Annotated in this window: 18 protein-coding genes; 7 read left to right on the plus strand and 11 right to left on the minus strand. The window is 70.3% G+C overall.

Annotated features, from left to right (window positions below):
- Positions 1-96 precede the first annotated feature (96 nt).
- The 3 genes from ACIBEI_RS08105 to ACIBEI_RS08115 form a co-directional block, all read right to left on the minus strand.
- A complete protein-coding gene (locus tag ACIBEI_RS08105; protein ID WP_398886248.1) occupies positions 97-1,626 on the minus strand; it encodes a DEAD/DEAH box helicase in 1,530 nt (509 codons plus the stop codon).
- Between the two features lie 212 nt (positions 1,627-1,838).
- Positions 1,839-2,042, minus strand: a complete 204-nt coding sequence (locus ACIBEI_RS08110) for a cold-shock protein (protein WP_055614959.1) — start codon at positions 2,040-2,042, stop codon at positions 1,839-1,841.
- A 216-nt stretch (positions 2,043-2,258) separates the two neighbouring features.
- Positions 2,259-3,224, minus strand: a complete 966-nt coding sequence (locus tag ACIBEI_RS08115) for a YihY/virulence factor BrkB family protein (RefSeq protein WP_398886251.1) — start codon at positions 3,222-3,224, stop codon at positions 2,259-2,261.
- Positions 3,225-3,397: 173 nt separating this feature from the next.
- On the opposite strand from ACIBEI_RS08115, the gene ACIBEI_RS08120 reads away from it, so the two are divergent.
- Positions 3,398-3,571 (plus strand): CsbD family protein, encoded by a 174-nt coding sequence (locus ACIBEI_RS08120; protein WP_398886253.1) that lies wholly within the window; start codon positions 3,398-3,400, stop codon positions 3,569-3,571.
- Positions 3,572-3,656: 85 nt separating this feature from the next.
- Positions 3,657-4,124 (plus strand): ATP-binding protein, encoded by a 468-nt coding sequence (locus ACIBEI_RS08125; protein ID WP_398886255.1) that lies wholly within the window; start codon positions 3,657-3,659, stop codon positions 4,122-4,124.
- A gap of 133 nt (positions 4,125-4,257) precedes the next feature.
- Here ACIBEI_RS08125 and ACIBEI_RS08130 read toward each other — a convergent pair whose 3' ends face one another.
- The 3 genes from ACIBEI_RS08130 to ACIBEI_RS08140 all read right to left on the minus strand — a co-directional run bounded on the left by ACIBEI_RS08130 (position 4,258) and on the right by ACIBEI_RS08140 (position 6,397).
- Positions 4,258-4,602 (minus strand): hypothetical protein, encoded by a 345-nt coding sequence (locus ACIBEI_RS08130; protein ID WP_398886257.1) that lies wholly within the window; start codon positions 4,600-4,602, stop codon positions 4,258-4,260.
- Between the two features lie 357 nt (positions 4,603-4,959).
- Positions 4,960-5,391: a PPOX class F420-dependent oxidoreductase gene (locus ACIBEI_RS08135; protein WP_398886259.1), complete on the minus strand. Its 432-nt coding sequence runs from the start codon at positions 5,389-5,391 to the stop codon at positions 4,960-4,962.
- Between the two features lie 103 nt (positions 5,392-5,494).
- Entirely contained in the window at positions 5,495-6,397 is a 903-nt protein-coding gene (locus ACIBEI_RS08140) for an NAD(P)-dependent oxidoreductase (RefSeq protein ID WP_398886261.1), read from the minus strand.
- A gap of 79 nt (positions 6,398-6,476) precedes the next feature.
- Between ACIBEI_RS08140 and ACIBEI_RS08145 the strand changes: the two genes are divergently transcribed.
- Together ACIBEI_RS08145 and ACIBEI_RS08150 are read left to right on the plus strand one after the other, a co-directional pair.
- Positions 6,477-6,851, plus strand: coding sequence for a MerR family transcriptional regulator (locus ACIBEI_RS08145; protein WP_398886263.1), 375 nt, complete (start codon positions 6,477-6,479; stop codon positions 6,849-6,851).
- A gap of 112 nt (positions 6,852-6,963) precedes the next feature.
- Positions 6,964-7,668 carry a GAF and ANTAR domain-containing protein gene (locus ACIBEI_RS08150; RefSeq protein ID WP_398886265.1) on the plus strand — a complete coding sequence of 235 codons (705 nt, stop codon included), beginning with the start codon at positions 6,964-6,966 and terminating at the stop codon, positions 7,666-7,668.
- A 73-nt stretch (positions 7,669-7,741) separates the two neighbouring features.
- Here ACIBEI_RS08150 and ACIBEI_RS08155 read toward each other — a convergent pair whose 3' ends face one another.
- From ACIBEI_RS08155 to ACIBEI_RS08165, 3 genes are all read right to left on the minus strand, one after another.
- Positions 7,742-9,367 (minus strand): cellulase family glycosylhydrolase, encoded by a 1,626-nt coding sequence (locus ACIBEI_RS08155; protein ID WP_398886347.1) that lies wholly within the window; start codon positions 9,365-9,367, stop codon positions 7,742-7,744.
- Positions 9,368-9,594: 227 nt separating this feature from the next.
- Positions 9,595-10,770: a serine hydrolase domain-containing protein gene (locus ACIBEI_RS08160; protein WP_398886350.1), complete on the minus strand. Its 1,176-nt coding sequence runs from the start codon at positions 10,768-10,770 to the stop codon at positions 9,595-9,597.
- A 218-nt stretch (positions 10,771-10,988) separates the two neighbouring features.
- Positions 10,989-12,038, minus strand: coding sequence for an ArsR family transcriptional regulator (locus ACIBEI_RS08165; RefSeq protein ID WP_398886267.1), 1,050 nt, complete (start codon positions 12,036-12,038; stop codon positions 10,989-10,991).
- 222 nt (positions 12,039-12,260) lie between these two features.
- Between ACIBEI_RS08165 and ACIBEI_RS08170 the strand changes: the two genes are divergently transcribed.
- Together ACIBEI_RS08170 and ACIBEI_RS08175 are read left to right on the plus strand one after the other, a co-directional pair.
- Entirely contained in the window at positions 12,261-12,707 is a 447-nt protein-coding gene (locus ACIBEI_RS08170; RefSeq protein WP_398886269.1) for a hypothetical protein, read from the plus strand.
- A 110-nt stretch (positions 12,708-12,817) separates the two neighbouring features.
- On the plus strand, positions 12,818-13,768 hold the full coding sequence (locus ACIBEI_RS08175) for a hypothetical protein (RefSeq protein ID WP_398886271.1): 951 nt from the start codon (positions 12,818-12,820) through the stop codon (positions 13,766-13,768).
- Positions 13,769-13,785: 17 nt separating this feature from the next.
- Here ACIBEI_RS08175 and ACIBEI_RS08180 read toward each other — a convergent pair whose 3' ends face one another.
- Together ACIBEI_RS08180 and ACIBEI_RS08185 are read right to left on the minus strand one after the other, a co-directional pair.
- Positions 13,786-14,529 carry a nuclear transport factor 2 family protein gene (locus tag ACIBEI_RS08180; RefSeq protein WP_398886273.1) on the minus strand — a complete coding sequence of 248 codons (744 nt, stop codon included), beginning with the start codon at positions 14,527-14,529 and terminating at the stop codon, positions 13,786-13,788.
- A gap of 105 nt (positions 14,530-14,634) precedes the next feature.
- Positions 14,635-15,108, minus strand: a complete 474-nt coding sequence (locus ACIBEI_RS08185) for a DUF5990 family protein (RefSeq protein ID WP_398886275.1) — start codon at positions 15,106-15,108, stop codon at positions 14,635-14,637.
- Between the two features lie 236 nt (positions 15,109-15,344).
- Here ACIBEI_RS08185 and ACIBEI_RS08190 point away from each other — a divergent pair, with 236 nt between their 5' ends.
- Positions 15,345-15,761 carry a hypothetical protein gene (locus ACIBEI_RS08190; protein ID WP_398886276.1) on the plus strand — a complete coding sequence of 139 codons (417 nt, stop codon included), beginning with the start codon at positions 15,345-15,347 and terminating at the stop codon, positions 15,759-15,761.
- Positions 15,762-15,892: the final 131 nt, after the last annotated feature.

A 15,892-nucleotide genomic window follows, 5' to 3' on the forward strand; every position in this document is an offset into this window, starting at 1 on the left:
ACTCGACTTCCCCGATGTGGCCAACATGATCGCATCTGGGACCAAAATGGTGGATCTCAGCGCCCACCGCCACTCGGGAGCCGGCCGGTGCCTGCTCTAGGCGCCGCGACGGATCCTGGCGGCCTTGCGGGCCTCCGCCGTCTGCCGGGCCTCGGCGGACCGGCGGGACTCGCCACCGGTACGTCCCGGCCGGGTGCCCATGCCGCGGAAGGGCGTACCGCCGCGCTGCGGGCGCTCCGTGACCGGCGCGCTCCCGTTGACCGGGATCCCGGAGGGCGCCTGGGCACCCGTGATGCGGCTCAGCTCTGCCTCTCCCGAGCGGACCTGGGTGATCTGCGGCCTGATACGGGCGTCGGACATCAGACGGGTCATGTCACGGCGCTGATTGGGCAGAACGAGCGTGACGACGCTGCCGGACTCCCCGGCACGGGCCGTACGCCCTCCGCGGTGCAGGTAGTCCTTGTGGTCGGCAGGCGGGTCCACGTTGACGACGAGGTCGAGGTCGTCGATGTGGATGCCTCGTGCCGCGACGTTGGTCGCCACCAGCACCGTGACCTGGCCGTCCTTGAACTGGGCCAGGGTGCGGGTGCGCTGGGGCTGCGACTTGCCGCCGTGCAGCGCCGCGGCCTTCACTCCGCTGCCCAGCAGGTGCCGGGTGAACTGGTCGACGGCGTGCTTGGTGTCCAGGAACATCAGCACCCGCCCGTCGCGGGCGGCGATCTCCGTGGCGGTGGCGTGCTTGTCGGCGCCGTGCACGTACAGCACGTGGTGCTCCATCGTGGTGACCGTGCCCGCCGACGGGTCGACCGAGTGGACCACCGGGTCGTTGAGGTAGCGCCGGACCAGGAGGTCGATGTTGCGGTCGAGGGTGGCCGAGAACAGCATCCGCTGGCCGTCGGGCCGTACCTGGTCGAGCAGCTCGGTGACCTGGGGCATGAAGCCCATGTCGGCCATCTGGTCGGCCTCGTCCAGAACGGTGATCTCCACCCGGTCCAGGCGGCAGTCCTTGCGCTCGACGAGGTCCATGAGACGGCCCGGGGTCGCGACGACGACCTCGGCACCGGCCCGCAGCGCCCCGGCCTGGCGGCCGATCGACATACCGCCGACGACGGTGGCCAGCCGCAGCTTGAGCGGCCGGGCGTACGGCGTCAGCGCGTCGGTGACCTGCTGGGCCAGCTCACGGGTGGGCACGAGGATCATCGCGAGCGGCTTCCGGGGCTCCGCACGCCGCCCGGCCAGACGCACGAGGAGTGCCAGGCCGAAGGCGAGCGTCTTGCCGGAGCCGGTGCGCCCGCGGCCGAGGACGTCACGGCCCGCGAGGGAGTTGGGCAGCGTGGCGGCCTGGATCGGGAACGGCTCGGTCACGCCGAGGCGGGTGAGCGTGTCCAGCAACTCGGCGGGGAGGCCCAGTTCACCGAAGGTGGCGACCGCGGGGAGGCCCGGGTTGACGGTGGCCGGCGGTGTGAACTCGCCCTGCGGCGCGGCGGGCCGACGCCCATTGCCACCCGACCGGGTGACGGGCCGCCCCTGGCCCTGCGGGCGGGCGCGGCCACCCCGGCCGGAACCGCCGAAGCCGTCCTTTCGGCCCTTGGAAAAACCGTCGTTCGTGCGAGCTGAACGGTTCATGAAGAACCTTCCTCGATAGGGCACGTATCGAGGAATTCTCGGCGGGCAGAAGCCGAACGAATTGCAAGAACGAGCCGGGTGCGGGACCGGAAAATGATCCGGCCGCAGCGATGTGACACAAGAAGGAAGTCCTGGTCGGGACTTCCTGGAAAAATCAGCAAGCTGGGGCCCCACCGCGAGGTGGGACCCCAGCCGCCTTGTGCGATTCGACGTCAGGCAGGCGTGATGTTCTCCGCCTGCGGGCCCTTCTGACCCTGGGTGATGTCGAAGTTCACCTTCTGGCCCTCCTGGAGCTCACGAAAGCCCTGGGTGGCGATGTTCGAGTAGTGGGCGAAGACGTCGGGGCCGCCGCCCTCCTGCTCGATGAAGCCGAAGCCCTTTTCCGAGTTGAACCACTTGACGGTTCCAGTAGCCATGTCATTTCCCCTTCGGGGCAGTACCCGGGGGTCCGCACTGTGTGAACCCCTGCGTCGCCGCAATGAACCCGTCCGGAAAGAGCGCCGGAAATACAAAAGCGCCCGGCGATATGTAATCATCCGAGCCACTTGAAGTGTGCGGGAACTACAATTGCAACTGGATCAAGACTATCACGACACACCCACACGGCAACGGCTGACCCGCCCTTCCGTTGTTCAGGGGCCGGGCCCCGGGTCGGGCTTCACGGCGTCGGTGATTCCGGCGCGGGCGGCCTCGAGCTGGGCGGCGAAGGCGACACCGAGGAAGAGGGCGACCCCGGTGAGGTTCGCCCACAGCAGCAGGGCGACGAAGGCGGTGAGCGGTCCGTACACGGCACCGAAGGACCCGCTGCTTGCGACGTAGAAGGCCAGGAGCCAGGTGGCCGCGACCCACAGCACCAGATGGACCGCCGAGCCGAAGGCGAGCCAGGTGTAGCCCGGCTGGTCCCTGCGGGGAGCCCAGCGGAAGATCACCGCCGAGGCGACCCAGACGAACACCACACCCAGCGGCACCTGGAGCGGCCCCCACCAGTCGAGGTTGTCGCGCGACCAGCCGAGGGCCTGGACCACCGACTCCCCCACCGCGTCCCCGGCGACCAGGACCAGGAAACCGAGGACCATCGGCATGCCCGCGGCGAGGGCGAGCAGCAGGGACCGCCCGTACTTGGCCAGGGCCGGACGGTCGCGCTCGATCCCGTAGATGCGGTTGGCACCCCTTTCGACCTGGGCCATCGCCGAGGCCAGGTTGAGTATCGCGAAGGCCAGGCCCAGCCACATCGCCAGGGCACTCCAGATCCCGGAGCCGGCGCTGCGCTCGGTCTCGGCCAGGGCGTCCTCGACCAGGTCGGCGCTGGCGCCGGGCACGATCCGGCTGAGGGTGAGTTCGATGATCCGGCCGACGCTCTCGGTGTGGACGGTGGTGGCGACGCCCACCAGGGCGATGGTGAAGGGCACCATGCCCAGGACCACCTGGAAGGCGAGGGAGCGCGCGCTGGTGAAGCCGTCGGCGTAGCGGAAGCGGGAGAACGCGTCCAGCAGCAGGCGACGGCCCCCGTAGTGCCGCAGCGCGGTGAGCGCCTCGTCACCTGACAGCTCCTCCCCGATCATGTCCCGCGTCTGCGGGACGTGCCCAGCGGTGCCCATCGCTCACGTCTCCTCGTTCTGTGAAATTCGGTGAATCCTTTTCCGGGTCGGGAATGATTCGGCCCTTCGGGGGAAGCCCGCCGAATTCTCGACCCACCCGTGTTTGGACGGGCTTTCCCCGGTCAGCCGTAATAGTAGAGCGCACTGTCGAAGCAGTGAGGACGTGATCCGCAGTGGCCAGGAACCAGAAGGCACGAGCCAAGACGGAGCAGGCCAAGGGCAAGGCCAAGGAGGCCACGGGCCGTGCGGTCGGCAATGAGCGGCTGACCGCCGAGGGCCGGGCCGAGCAGGCCAAGGGCGATGCCCGCCAGGCCAAGGAAAAGACGAAGGACATATTCCGTCACTGATGTCGATCATCCATTCCGCAGGGCCCGCTGCGTGCTTGCGGCGGGCCCGCCTGCTTTCAGGTCTTTTCAGGCGAAGGAGCGAAGAATGTGCGGGGAGCACCGGACGCACCCCATCGACACAGTTACGGTCCCGGGCCGGCCTCGTTCACCGGGACCGCGCAGTCCGGCCGAGGTGCGCGAGGCGGTCAGGCACGCCTTCGAAGGCGCACGACGATCCCGCAGGCGCGACACCGTGGCCGGTGACGAGGCCTGTGACGAGGCCGTCGGCGACGCCCTGCTCGTCGCTTCGGAGCTCACCACCAACGCGATGCTGCACGGCGGCGGTGTCACCCAGTTCGAGGTGACGCTGGACGACTGGGACGTACGTCTGTCGGTGAGCGACCGCAGCCAGGAACTCCCGACATCGGCACGGCACATCGACGAGCGGGGGTTCATGCGGGCCGGGGGCCACGGCTGGCCGATCGTCTGCCATCTCGCCCGTGACATCACGATCTCGGAGCTCGACGCCGGCGGAAAGCGCATCACCGCCGTCGTACCGCTCTCGCCCCGGTAGGAACCGGGCACCGTCTCCCTGCTTCAGCCTCCGCTGCCTCCCCGCCTCAGCGCCCGTCGGCCTCGCTTCGGCATCGTCCGTATTCAGCCGCGCGTGGCGAGAGGGCCTTCGGCGTGGCGAGAGCCTCCTCGTTTCACGCCGAGAGGGCCTGCCGGGTCTGGCGGGGCGTGCCCGCCGCAGGTGGTGCGCCCGGGACCGCGGGGCGCACCGGGTAGGTGGTCTTCGCCGGGTCCACGACCGGGTCCCCCAGCACGATCCGGCCCGCCGCCTGCAGCGCGTCGCACTCGTCGGTGGGCAGGGCCACATGGCTGACACCCAGCCCGGCGCCGGAACCGAGGGGCTGCCAGTAGCCGTACCGGCGACGGCCGTTGGCGTGCACGGTCAGCCAGACGGGAACGCGCTGCACCGTGATGAGACGCAGAACCTCGGCACCGCCGGGGCCGAGCGGAGCGGGTGTGCGAGGAAGGGCTCGGAGCATGGTCAGCGGTCTCCGTCCAGGGCGCTCGGCATGGCTCGGCGGTGGGGGGTGGGCGTCATGTACGGGCGGCCTTTCGTCGGACGGGTGCGATCACGCATCGCCGGGACGACGACGTTCTCGCTGCTCCGCATTGTTGCGGAGGGCACTGACAAAGCGGCCGGAGCGGCTCCGGAGCACCCTCCGAAGCCGCTCGTCCGGCCCCTCGTGACCGACGGGTGTCCCGGTTCCGGACTCCCACGCCTCGGTTTCCGGCCCGCGCCCCTCGGTTTCAAGCCCCGCGTGTCCCGGCGATGAGCGCGTTCCGGCCGTGAACGAACCGCCCGAGCCGCTCCGGGCGGTTCGCTCGCCGTGGCGCCTTCAGCGGATCCTGGCGCCGTAGACGTGGGTGACCGTCATCGTCATGAGCACTCTGCGGTCGGTCACCATCACCGACCGGTACTCGTCCCAGTCCGGGTGCTCACCGGCGGCGCGCCGGTAGTAGTCCACCAGTGCCTCGACCTCCGGGCCGTGGGGGTCGGTTCCCGGTCCGGTGAGGGTCACCGTGCCCTCGGCCGTCGCCCATGACCAGCCGTCGGGGCCGGTGACCTCCAAGGCCGCTCGTGGGTCCCTGCGCAGGTTCGCCGTCTTGGCTCGTCCCTCGGTCATCGAAACGTGGAGAACATCGGCCTCCCGGTCGTAGAAGGGCATGACGGGCGACAGCTGGGGGCGGCCGTCCGACTTGATCGTCGCGAGAACGCCGAGCCGGCTCTCCGCGAGCAGCGTGCGTGGGTCGAAAGGTGTGGCGGTCATGTCCAGGGCCAAGTCGCGACCACGGTCCGGCTATTCCCAGCGGGGCGACGCCGACTCCCGACGGCGCGAGACCAGCGGTCGGCGGGGCAAGACCGACGGTCGGTCATGTCCGTGTTCCTGAGGGCTTGCGGAACTGCTCGATCATCGCCGCGTAGCCGTCACCGCCGCGTCCGTCGGCCACGGCCCGGTCGGCCAGGGCCTGGATGAACCTGGGCAGGTCGGCGTCGACACCGCGGGACTCGCTCTCGTGGGCGAGGTGCTCCATCGCGGCCCGGTGGGTGTCGAGGGTGGCGTCGAGGGCCGGGTACGTACCTTCGGCGATCTGCTGCGCGTAGCCGGGCAGCCAGTCGGTCACGATCCCGACCCCCTGCCTCACGAGCGGGACGAACGCCGCGGGATCCACACCCGCCGCCCCGAGCAGCGCGGCGCCGTGCAGGAATCCGTTCAGGACGCCCCACATCAGGCCCAGCACGGCCATGTCGTGCAGCGCTGACAGGGTGTGGTCGCCGCCGAGGTACGTCGTTGCCCCGGCCAGGCTCCTCAGTACGGGCTCGTGCAGGTCGAAGGCCGCCCTGGGCCCGCTGTAGAGGATGATGGCGTCCGCCGTGCCGATGCCCGGCGGGACGGCCAGGATCACGCCGTCGAGGTAGTCGCTGCCGTGCCGTGCCGCCCACTCGGCCGTCTCACGGGCCTGCGCCGAGGTGCCCGAGGTCAGGTTGACCAGGGTCCGGCCGTCGAGGAGCTCCCCGACCGGATCGAGGAGCTTGTGCGCGGTGTCGTGGTCCGAGAGGCAGACGACCACGAGTGAGCCGGCCTCGACGGCGTCGGCGATCGAGTCCGCGAGTGTCGCGCCCTGTGCGATCAGTGGTTCCGCCTTGGCCGCCGTGCGGTTCCACACGGTCGTGGGGTGGCCGTCGCGCAGGAACACTCCGGCCAGCGCCTGGCCCATCAGCCCCAGTCCGACGACCGTCACGGGCGTGCGGTCCTCATCGCGATTCTGTGTCATGTGTTCCCCCTGAGTGAGTCGGTGGTCATGGCAGAATCGTCAACGTTCACACCGGTATGAAGGTCAAGGGGGAATCGGCGTGCTGATCGGGGAGTTGAGCCGCCGGACCGGGGTCCGCACGCATCAGCTGCGCTACTACGAGGCCCAGGGACTGCTGGAGCCCGAGCGCGGCACGAGCGGCTACCGTGAGTACTCGGACGACGCCGTACTGACCGTCGCCCAGATCAGGAAGCTGCTCGAAGCCGGGCTGTCGACCGAGGAGATCGGGTACCTGCAGCCCTGCGTCACGGGCACGGCCCCCGATCTCGAACCCTGTCCGGAGCTCCTGGACACCCTTCGGGCGCGCCTGAAGGGGCTGGACGAACACATCGACACCCTCACCCGCTCCCGCCAGGTCCTCCACGACTACATCGACGCCACCGAGCGGCATGTGACTCAGGGATCTCAGGCGTGATCGCGCTCCGCCGGACAGGTCGGGCCCGTACGACGCGGTGGGGGCGCCCTGGTGGCAAGATGGGCCTCCAGTGGAGCCGCGAGGGCGCTTCGACCACATAAGCGGGTGACACATGACGGACGAGCCCGGCGAGGTCTGGGAGCGGTTCGCCGTCGCTCTGGCGGAGATGGCGCGGGACCTGCTGGCCCAGGACTCGGCGCAGGACACCTTGGACCGCATCGTGGAGCACGCGACGGTTCTGATCAACGGATGCGACCACGCCGGCATTCTCACCGTGCGGCGGGGCGAGGTGCACGCACTGGCGGCGACGAGCGATCTCGTGCGCCGCGCGGACCGGATCCAGCAGGATCTGCGGGAAGGCCCCTGCTTCGACGCCGTGACCGACCGCATGCAGGTCTACACGATCCAGGACCTGCGCCAACCCCATGACCGCTGGCCCCGCTTCGCCCCCGAGCTGAACAAGCTGGGCATGGGCAGCGCGATGGGCTTTCTCCTCTTCACCGAGGACGACGATCTCGGCGCCCTCAACGTGTACTCCCGGCAGCCCGGCACCTTCGACGACGACGCACAGCGGGCCGGCTGGATCCTCGCCTCGCACGCGGCCGTGGCGTTCTCCGCGGCCCGTACGCATCAGCAGCTCGGCCACGCCCTGGAGACCCGGCACGAGATCGGCGAGGCCATGGGCATCCTCATGGAGCGCCACGGGCTGACCGAGGACACGGCCTTCAAAGTACTCAAGAAGGCATCGCAGGACCGCAACATCAAACTGCGCGAGATCGCCCGTCTGATCTGCGAGACCGGCGAGAAGCCGGGCTGACCGTCCTCGGCCGGAACGGGTCCGCCGCGCCGGTGGGGGCCGGCGGCCCCCACCGGCGCGGGCGAACGGCGGGTCAAGTGGTGGCGCAGGCGGTGCCGTTGAGCCCGAACGCGGTCGGGGATGTGTTGGTGGCGCCCTTGCTGCCGGTGAAGCCGACCGTGACCGAACCGGCGGCAGGGATGGTGGCGGTGTAGGAGGCGGGGGTGACGCTCACCGCGCCGCCGTTCTGGGTGGGGGTCCCGCCCCACATGTTGGTGACGGTCTGGCCGTTGGCGAAGGCGAAGGCGAGCGTCCAGCCGCTGATGGCGCTGGTGCCCGTGTTGCGGATGGTGATCTCACCCTGGAAGCCGCCCGGCCACTCGCCGACGACCCGGTATCCGACCGAGCAGCCCACACCGGGCGTGCTGCCGCCCTCGTCGGTGGTGACGTTCACCGTGGCCGAGCGGGCCGAACGGTTCCCGGCCGCGTCGCGGGCGTAGACGGCGAAGGTGTACGTCGTGTCGGCGGTTAGGCCTGTCACGGCGACGGTGTTGGTGGTGGAGGCGGCGACCGTGGTCTCGGAGCCGCCGCTGACGCGGACCACGTCGTAGCCGGTGACGCCGACGTTGTCCGTGGCGGCCGTCCAGGTGAGGGTCAGGGAGGTGGCCGTCACCGCGGAGGCGGTCGGGGTTCCGGGGGCGGTCGGGGCCTGGGTGTCCCCCGGGTTTCCGCCGCCGAAGACGGTCGCTTCGCGGGAGGTCTGGGCGATGCCGTTGGCGCCGTTGAAGATGCGCTGGCCCCAGGAACTGAGCCGGCTGGGGTCGAAGCCGATCGACAGGTCGAGGATCGGATCGGTGTTGCCGCTCCAGCTCCAGGCCAGATAGCCGAGCCTGAGCTGCTGGGCCGCCGCCATCATGGTGTCCTCGTCCGGGTCGCCCCACTGGTCGGGAGGCCCGCCGAACTCACCGATGAGGATGGGGAGTCCGGCGTTGACGAAGGCGTTCAGATAGTCGGTGATCTCCTGGGCGGTGTCGTACACGCTGTACATGTGGATCGAGAAGATCAGGTTGCCGGTGGTGTCGGCGTCGTACACGGACTGGGCGTTGGCCCGCATGACGCCCTGCCAGTCCTGGCCCCAGTTGGGCGCGTCCACCATGATCGTGTGCTCGAACCCTGCGTTGCGCAGCTTCTTGATCGCGGCGATCGTGGGATCGGTCCAGCCGGCCGGGTTGGTGTTGCCCCAGGGCTCGTTGCCGATGTTGACGATGACGTAGTTCTCTTCGCCGGCCAGTACGTCCTTGAGGCCGATCCAGTAGTCGGCCGCCTGGTCGAGGGTCCCGGCCGCGGCGTCCTCGCCGTATCCGGTGGTGTCGTGCACCTCCAGGACGCAGATGAGCCGGTTGGCCTTGCACTGGCTGACGATGCCGGCGACGTCCGCGGCGCTGTTCTTGGACCAGCGGTGACCGTTGGAGAGGACGACGCGGACGGTGTTGGCGCCGAGCGCCTTGACGTCGGCCAGCGACTGCGTCTCGCCCGGGTACCAGGTGTGGGCGTGGTTGACGCCACGCATGATGAAGTCGTTGCCATTGCCCTCGACCAGGCGGCCGTCGCTGATGTGGAGGCCGGTGGCGAGGGCGCCGGGCGACGACTGGGCATGAGCCGTCGCCGGACCCAGTACACCGAGAGTGACGAGCCCGAGGAGGGTGACCAGCCGGGTCAGCAGGGCGGCGACGCGGCTCGTTCGTAACGCGCTGGTCGTCGTGGTTCCTGTCGTGCTTCTTGTCGTGCCTCGTGTGGTGCTTCTTGTTGTTCTCACTGCGACTCCAGGGAGTGAGCGCCAAGAAACCTGAGCATCAGAAGAAACGTGGGAGCGCTCCCATAGAGGCACCGCGACAGGAACATGTCAATACATCGCGCAGTGCGGCCTCCGAGGCCGCCACCGCACGATCACCGCATGCGCAGCAGCGAACACACTGCCGATTCCTCCATCGTGCGGAGCTTCTTCAGCAGGTCCGGGGTCGTGCTCTGGTTCACCTGGGTGGTGAGCGAGACGGTGAGGGAGCGCCGGCCGTCCGGTGTCGCGGCGATCAGCTGGGTGTATCCGGGGGTGTTGCCGGTGTGCCCGAGCACCACTCCGCACCGGGTGGTGTAGCGGAAGATGCCGAGCCCCGCCTTGTTGCGGCCGGGGCCGGCCGGTTCGGAGGCGCCGTCCACCCAGCGGCGCTGTGCGTGCAGCGCGGCCGGGGAGGTCAGTGCGCCGCTCGCGTAGCCGCGGATGAAGCGGTTCATGTCCCGCGGTGTGGCGATGATTCCGCCCGAGGCCCAGACTCCGGAGGCGCCGATCAGCTCGCTGACGTCCAGCGGCGGGACCTCGCTCACGTCATAGCCGTGCATGAAGGGCCGCACCATCTCGTATCCCTGCGGGAGGCTGGTGTCGTGCAGGCCCAGGGGCCGGTAGACGATCTTGCGGAGCAGCGTCTCGTAGGGTTCGCCGGTCACCGCTTCGGCCATGAGGGCGACGGCGATGTTGTCCGAGTTCGAGTAGCGGTACTGGGAGCCCGGGCGGAACAGCAGACGCTCGTCACGGACGAAGTCGAGCAGGCGCCGCGAGTCGAAGTGCCGTCGGGGGTCGGCCGCGAGCAGCCGCAGGAACTCCGGATCCCGGCTGAAGTCCGGCAGACCGCTGGTGTGCTGCAGCAACTGGCGCAGCGTCACCTTGGCCCAGGCCCGGGGCAGGCGTGGCAGTCGCGCCTTGATGGTGTCGTCCAGGTCCAGAGCGCCCTGCTGGACGAGATGGAGGGCCACCGCGCCGCTGTACGCCTTGCTCGCGCTGGCGGTCCGGGTGTGGTCGCTGGTGCCGATCGGGCGGCCGGTCGTCAGGTCGGCGACTCCGGCGCGCAGCACGCGACGCCTGTCGCCGCTCTGCAGGAGGACCACCACTCCCGGCGGGCCGCCCGGAGCCGCGACCAGCCCGTCGAGTTGTCGTTGCAACTGGTCCGGCTTGTCGCGGGAACCGTCGCCGGGCGCGGCGGCGGCCGGGTGCAGCGTCCCGCCGCCGATCGAGACGGTGGCCAGCACGGTGACCAGGCACAGGCGCAGACGAGGGTGGCGCTGAAGCGGCATCATCATTCCCGGGCAGACGGGGCAGGACACGCCCAGCATCGGCTCGCCGGGGCCCCACCGCTCGCGCATCTGCGCCAAACAGCCGATCAGGGCGCCGGGCAGTGGTGCGCGGCCGGAGCACGGGCCAGGGAATGGGCATGGGCTGGAGCGGCGGGGCGACGGCAGGGCTCGGCGGGCGACGGGCGAGTACGAGCACGCCGTCGGCCTGTCGCCGTTGCTCATCTGGCCGACGGAGCAAGCGCCCCCGCCGCACCGTCCGCGTCGCCCCGCTCCGCCGCGTAGCCCAGCCGTGCCGCTCGGCCGTCCAGGAGTTCCGTGCCCAGAGGCGTGAGGGTGTGGCGCATGGTGTTGCGTACGCGCAGGCTGTGAATCAGGCCCGCGTCACGGAGTACGGTCGCGTGTTCGCTGACCGACGCGGGCGAGATGGCCAGGCGGCGGGCGATCTCGTTGCCGGTCGCGTTCTCCGTCTCCGCGATCGTGGCGAGGGTCGCCGCCCGGGTGCGGCCGAGGAGCCGGTCGAGTGCGCTCGCTCTCCCCACGGCGCCGCCGGGCCGCAAGGTGTCGATGCCGCGGTTCACCGGATACACCAGTACCGGGGAAAGGGAGCCGTCGCGCAGGGCGATGGGTCTCCCCCGGCAGAAGTACGAGGGAACGAGCCGCAGCCCGCGCCCCTGGAGGTGCACGTCCCGGTCCTCGGGATAGGACACCTGAAGGACCGGCGCACGCCATTGCACCGTGGGGTGCAGCCCGCTCAGCAGCCGGTCGGTCCCGCCGGCCAGGAACGCCTTTGCGCGCAGGGCCCGTTCGGCGTCGACCGAGGCGCTGATCTGCGTCCAGTACGGGTGCAGCGCCTGCCGGTGATACGTACGCAGGGCTGTGCCGAGGCCCCGTCTGGCCGCGGGCAGCCCCGAGGCGAGCGCGGTCGACCACGAGGGCAGTCTGCGCTGCTGTCCGAGGGTCGCCACATCCGTCCGGAGGCGAACCTGAGAGGTGGACAGGATCGTGTCGACCGCCGCTTCGGGGTCGGTGGTCCCCTCGGCCGGTGTCAGGAAGTCCGGCGAGTACCCGCGCGGCGGAACGAGATGAAGCAGCGGCCGGGCGGCCGTGTCCATCGACGTCCGGACGTGCGTGCGCCATCGCCGCAGCGCGACATCGATGTCCGGACCGCTGAGCACATGAAGGCTGAGCAGGGCTTCCCAAGCGGGATCCGGCCCGGTCGCGAGGCGAATCCGGCCGAGGTCCTCCGCGCTGAAATGGATACGCAGCATCAGCTTCCCCCCGAAAGGCTGCTACCCCAGGCGCCCCACTCTTGCCGATGAACGCAGGGCGCGATAGCTCCGATTTCGCCAGCCCTGGTCTTTCGGCGACGGCCGAAACTGTTCCTGTGCGCTCCCCGAACCGGCCTAGTTTCAGGGCCAGTCACCACGGGGGAACGGCGACGGAAACCGCCGACGGTTTCCGTCGCCGCCCGTAGGCAAACGGAGGACTTCGTGACACCTGCACGTCGAATGGTCGGATCGCTCGCGGTCGCGGCAGCTCTCGTCGCCGGGACCACCGTCCTGGCCACCGCCCCTGCGTCCGCCCAGGCCGACGCGTCCGCGCCCGCCCAGGCCCAGCGCGCCGACTGGGACGGCAACATCTACCTCTACTACAGCGCGTCCGGCAACAGCTCCTGGAGCAAGTACGCCGGCTGGGTCAGCGACTTCGCCGGGCACACCTTCGCCGCAGGGGGTGAAGGCAGCGGCCAGCGCGTGAAGAACAACGTGAACCGCGCCTGGAACAACGACGCGAGCTACGCCGCGCGGATCTACTACAACGAGAACTACAACGCGAGCGGCAGCGCTCCCTACGACGACTTCTACCCCGGCAACGCTCGGCAGCTCAACAGCGGTGTTCGCAACAACAACGCCTCGATGAGCTGGTGGTACGTCGGCTGACATCGGGCTCGGGCCCGTCCGAGAGCATCGGACGGGCCCTTCGTCGGGCTCTTCGTACGGGCCCTTCGTACCGGCTCTTCGTACGGCCGCACACACAAGGGGGACATGACATGCGGGCGCGAACCATGCGGCGCGCACTGCGGATCGGGGCCGCGGTCGCCCTCTCCGCCGCCCTCGCGGGCTGTGCGGAGGGACAGGCTGCCGAGCCGAGGCCGAAGGCGTCCGGTCCGCCTCCCGTGACCGGTGTGCCGACGATGCTCGGCGTCGGATCGCTGGTCCTGCCCATCGAGCCCTACCTGTTCACCGACCGGCAGGTCGCCCGGCTGTTCCGGGCGCGGGCCGTGCTCACAGCGTCCTGCATGAAGCGTTTCGGCCACCACTGGCCCGTCCCCACCGAGCCCGCGCCCGACACCGGCACGCTGAATCCGGCCAACACGGCTCACCGGTACGGGATCACCGATGCCCGGCTCGCCGCCCGGTACGGATACCACCCGGCTCCCGGCACAGCACCGGGCCGCACCAAGGAGAAGAGCGCGGGACCCAAGCCCGGGCCGGAAGAGATGCTCCTCCTGACGGGCCTCCGCGACGACGGCGCCCCGGCGGACAAGGACGCACGCGGGCGCGCCATCCCTGCGGGCGGATGCCAGGGCGAGGCCACGGCGGCCCTGTCGGGCGACCCGGACAAGATCGGCAACCGCGAGCTCGTCGGCACGATCAACATCGGCAGCTACAGCGACTCGCAGAAGGATCCACGAGTGGTGGAGGTCTTCCGCGCCTGGTCGCGCTGTATGAAGCGACACGGCCACCAGTACGCCGATCCGACCCAAGCACCGGGCAAGGACCCCGAGTTCACGGGCCCGAAGGCCACCCAGGCCGAGATCGCCCTGGCCGGCGCGGACGTAGGGTGCAAACGCGAGACGAACGTCATCGGCGTCTGGTCCTCGGTCGACGCGGCCTACCAGCGGCGGGCGATGAGCGCGAAGACCCGGGAACTCGCCGCGATCAAGCGGGACATCCGCAGGCAGGTCACCAACGCGGACCGGGTGCTGAGGACCGGCTGACGGCACGCGACCGGTCCTCATCCGGTCGCGGCGGCTCCCGTGATGCCCGCGTCGAAGGGAACGGACGTGTGCTGGTGGACGATCTGCCAGCGGTCGCCCGCCGCGCGGTAGCCGGTGGTCACCCGCGCCGTGGTGTCCAGCGACCCACCGCCGACCAGCGTGGCACGCATCCGTACGAGCGCGTGGCTGAACGCGATGCTCTCGTCGACCCGTACGCGGAATTCGAGGACCTCGCGCTCCACGGGCCCGGCCAGTGTCGAGAACCACATCTCCTCGGCCTTGCGGAGGGCCTCGATCCCGCGCTGCTCCAGACCGCTCACGGGGTGGAACACCTCGACGTCCGGCGCGTAGCAGGCCATCGCCCGGTCGAAGTCCCGCTCGCGGCCGGCCGCGGTCAGTTCCGCGTCCAGGCGGCGGATCTCCCCCTCGGCGTCCTCGTCCTCCCAGAACGCGCGCACCTCCATGGCCCCGATGGTCGCCACAGGGTGCTTCGCCGCCGCCTCGACGGCCTCCTCCAGGCTGTCGCACTCCAGGATGTCGAACCCGGCGACGTACTCCTTCGTCTCCGCGAACGGCCCGTCGCTGCGCAGCACTTCACCGTTCCGCACCCGCACGGTGACCGCCTCGGCGGGCATCCGCAGACGGTGGCCGTGCAGCCGAACGCCGCGCTGGACGCCATGCTCCTCGACCCAGGGTTCGACGGGGGCCATGCCAGAGGCGTCGGCGGTGTCGTCTCCGCAGACCAGCAGCATGTACTTCATGTTTCCTCCAGAGATCGACGAGGCCCCTGTGGGCCCCTGCACCCCATCGACGAACAGCGGTGCGCCGATTCGACACCTCGCCAGGATCTCTTGTCCAAGGGCTGGTCAGGTCCGCTCGGCGGGTTCGGCGGTCCAGGTGATGTGCGGGGGTTCGACGCGGGCGCACAGGGGGCCGCCCTGTTCGTCGGTCAGGCCGAGGCGGGCCACCAGCAGGCCTTCGCGGGCGGCCGCGGCCAGTACTTCCTCGGGGACGACGTCGAGCATGAGCTTGGCGCGGCGGAACATGCTGAAGACGCCGGACTCGTCGACGGTGCCCCAGGACAGGTAGACGAACCGGCGGCCCAGCCGGTCCTGCACATAGGGGCCTTTGACCTCGGTGCCGGTCGGTGAGGTGACCGCGGTGCACTCCAGGGTCCAGGTGGCGGACTTGGCGTCGCCCGGGTGCGGTTCGAGGAGTTCGGCCGGACGGTCACGGCGTTGGACGGCGACATGGACGTTGTCGTACGCCGGGACCCTGCCGTCGGCGGAGGCGGGGCTGGTACGGCCGGGCAGGTCGACGGCGTCGATTCGGATGCGCATACCTGCCATCATCGCTTCGCTGTCCAGGGCAGGATCAGCCCCTCCGGCGCCAGATCAGCCCCTCCGGCGTCTGAGGAGCGGGGGTTCGGGGGCTGGCCCCCGAAAAGGGACGGGAACGGGTAGGGGCGGCGGGGGCGAAAGATGTGCATTGAAAACCCCTGACGGGTGGAGCACTCTTGGCGAACTGCCTCGACCGGCAGGCACAGAAGCTGGGCAGGCACAGAATGGGAGGCGGAATGCGGCAGCCGGAGGACAGGCTTCTGGCGGAAGCCCTCGGCAGCATCAATCCCGGTGGGAAGTTCGCCTCCCGGTTTATGAGGAACGACGTCGGCGAGTCCGACCATGAGCTGCCGCTGGACTTCGACACCACTCTCGAACGCGTCCGCACGCTGCTCTTCGGCATGGCCCGCGGCGCACATCCGGTGGTCCTCGAAGCGACGACGGACCGAGTGACCCTGCGCGTACTCACCGGCGGCGGAGCCCTCTCCATGAACCCGGTGGTGATCACCGTGGTCGTGACCCGCGCGGGCGAGTGGGCGACCCGGATCCATGTGCGGGCCGTCGCGAAGGAGGGCCTGATCAAGCAGCGGGCCGGCCGGAAGACGGCCGAGAACGTCGTGGCGCTGCTGGACGGAACCGACCCGCGCCCCTGAGCCGTACGCACCGCCGCGGGGCCGGGGGCGGGCGGCGGGGGGGGGCCGGCGCCGGGCCCGGCCGGGGGCCGGGACACCCCTCGCCCCCGACAGGGGAAGCACCGACTAATCGAGCCCCCCCCCCCCCCCCC

Source organism: Streptomyces sp. NPDC050988 (assembly GCF_044456225.1).
In the GTDB taxonomy this organism is placed as follows: Bacteria; Actinomycetota; Actinomycetes; order Streptomycetales; family Streptomycetaceae; genus Streptomyces.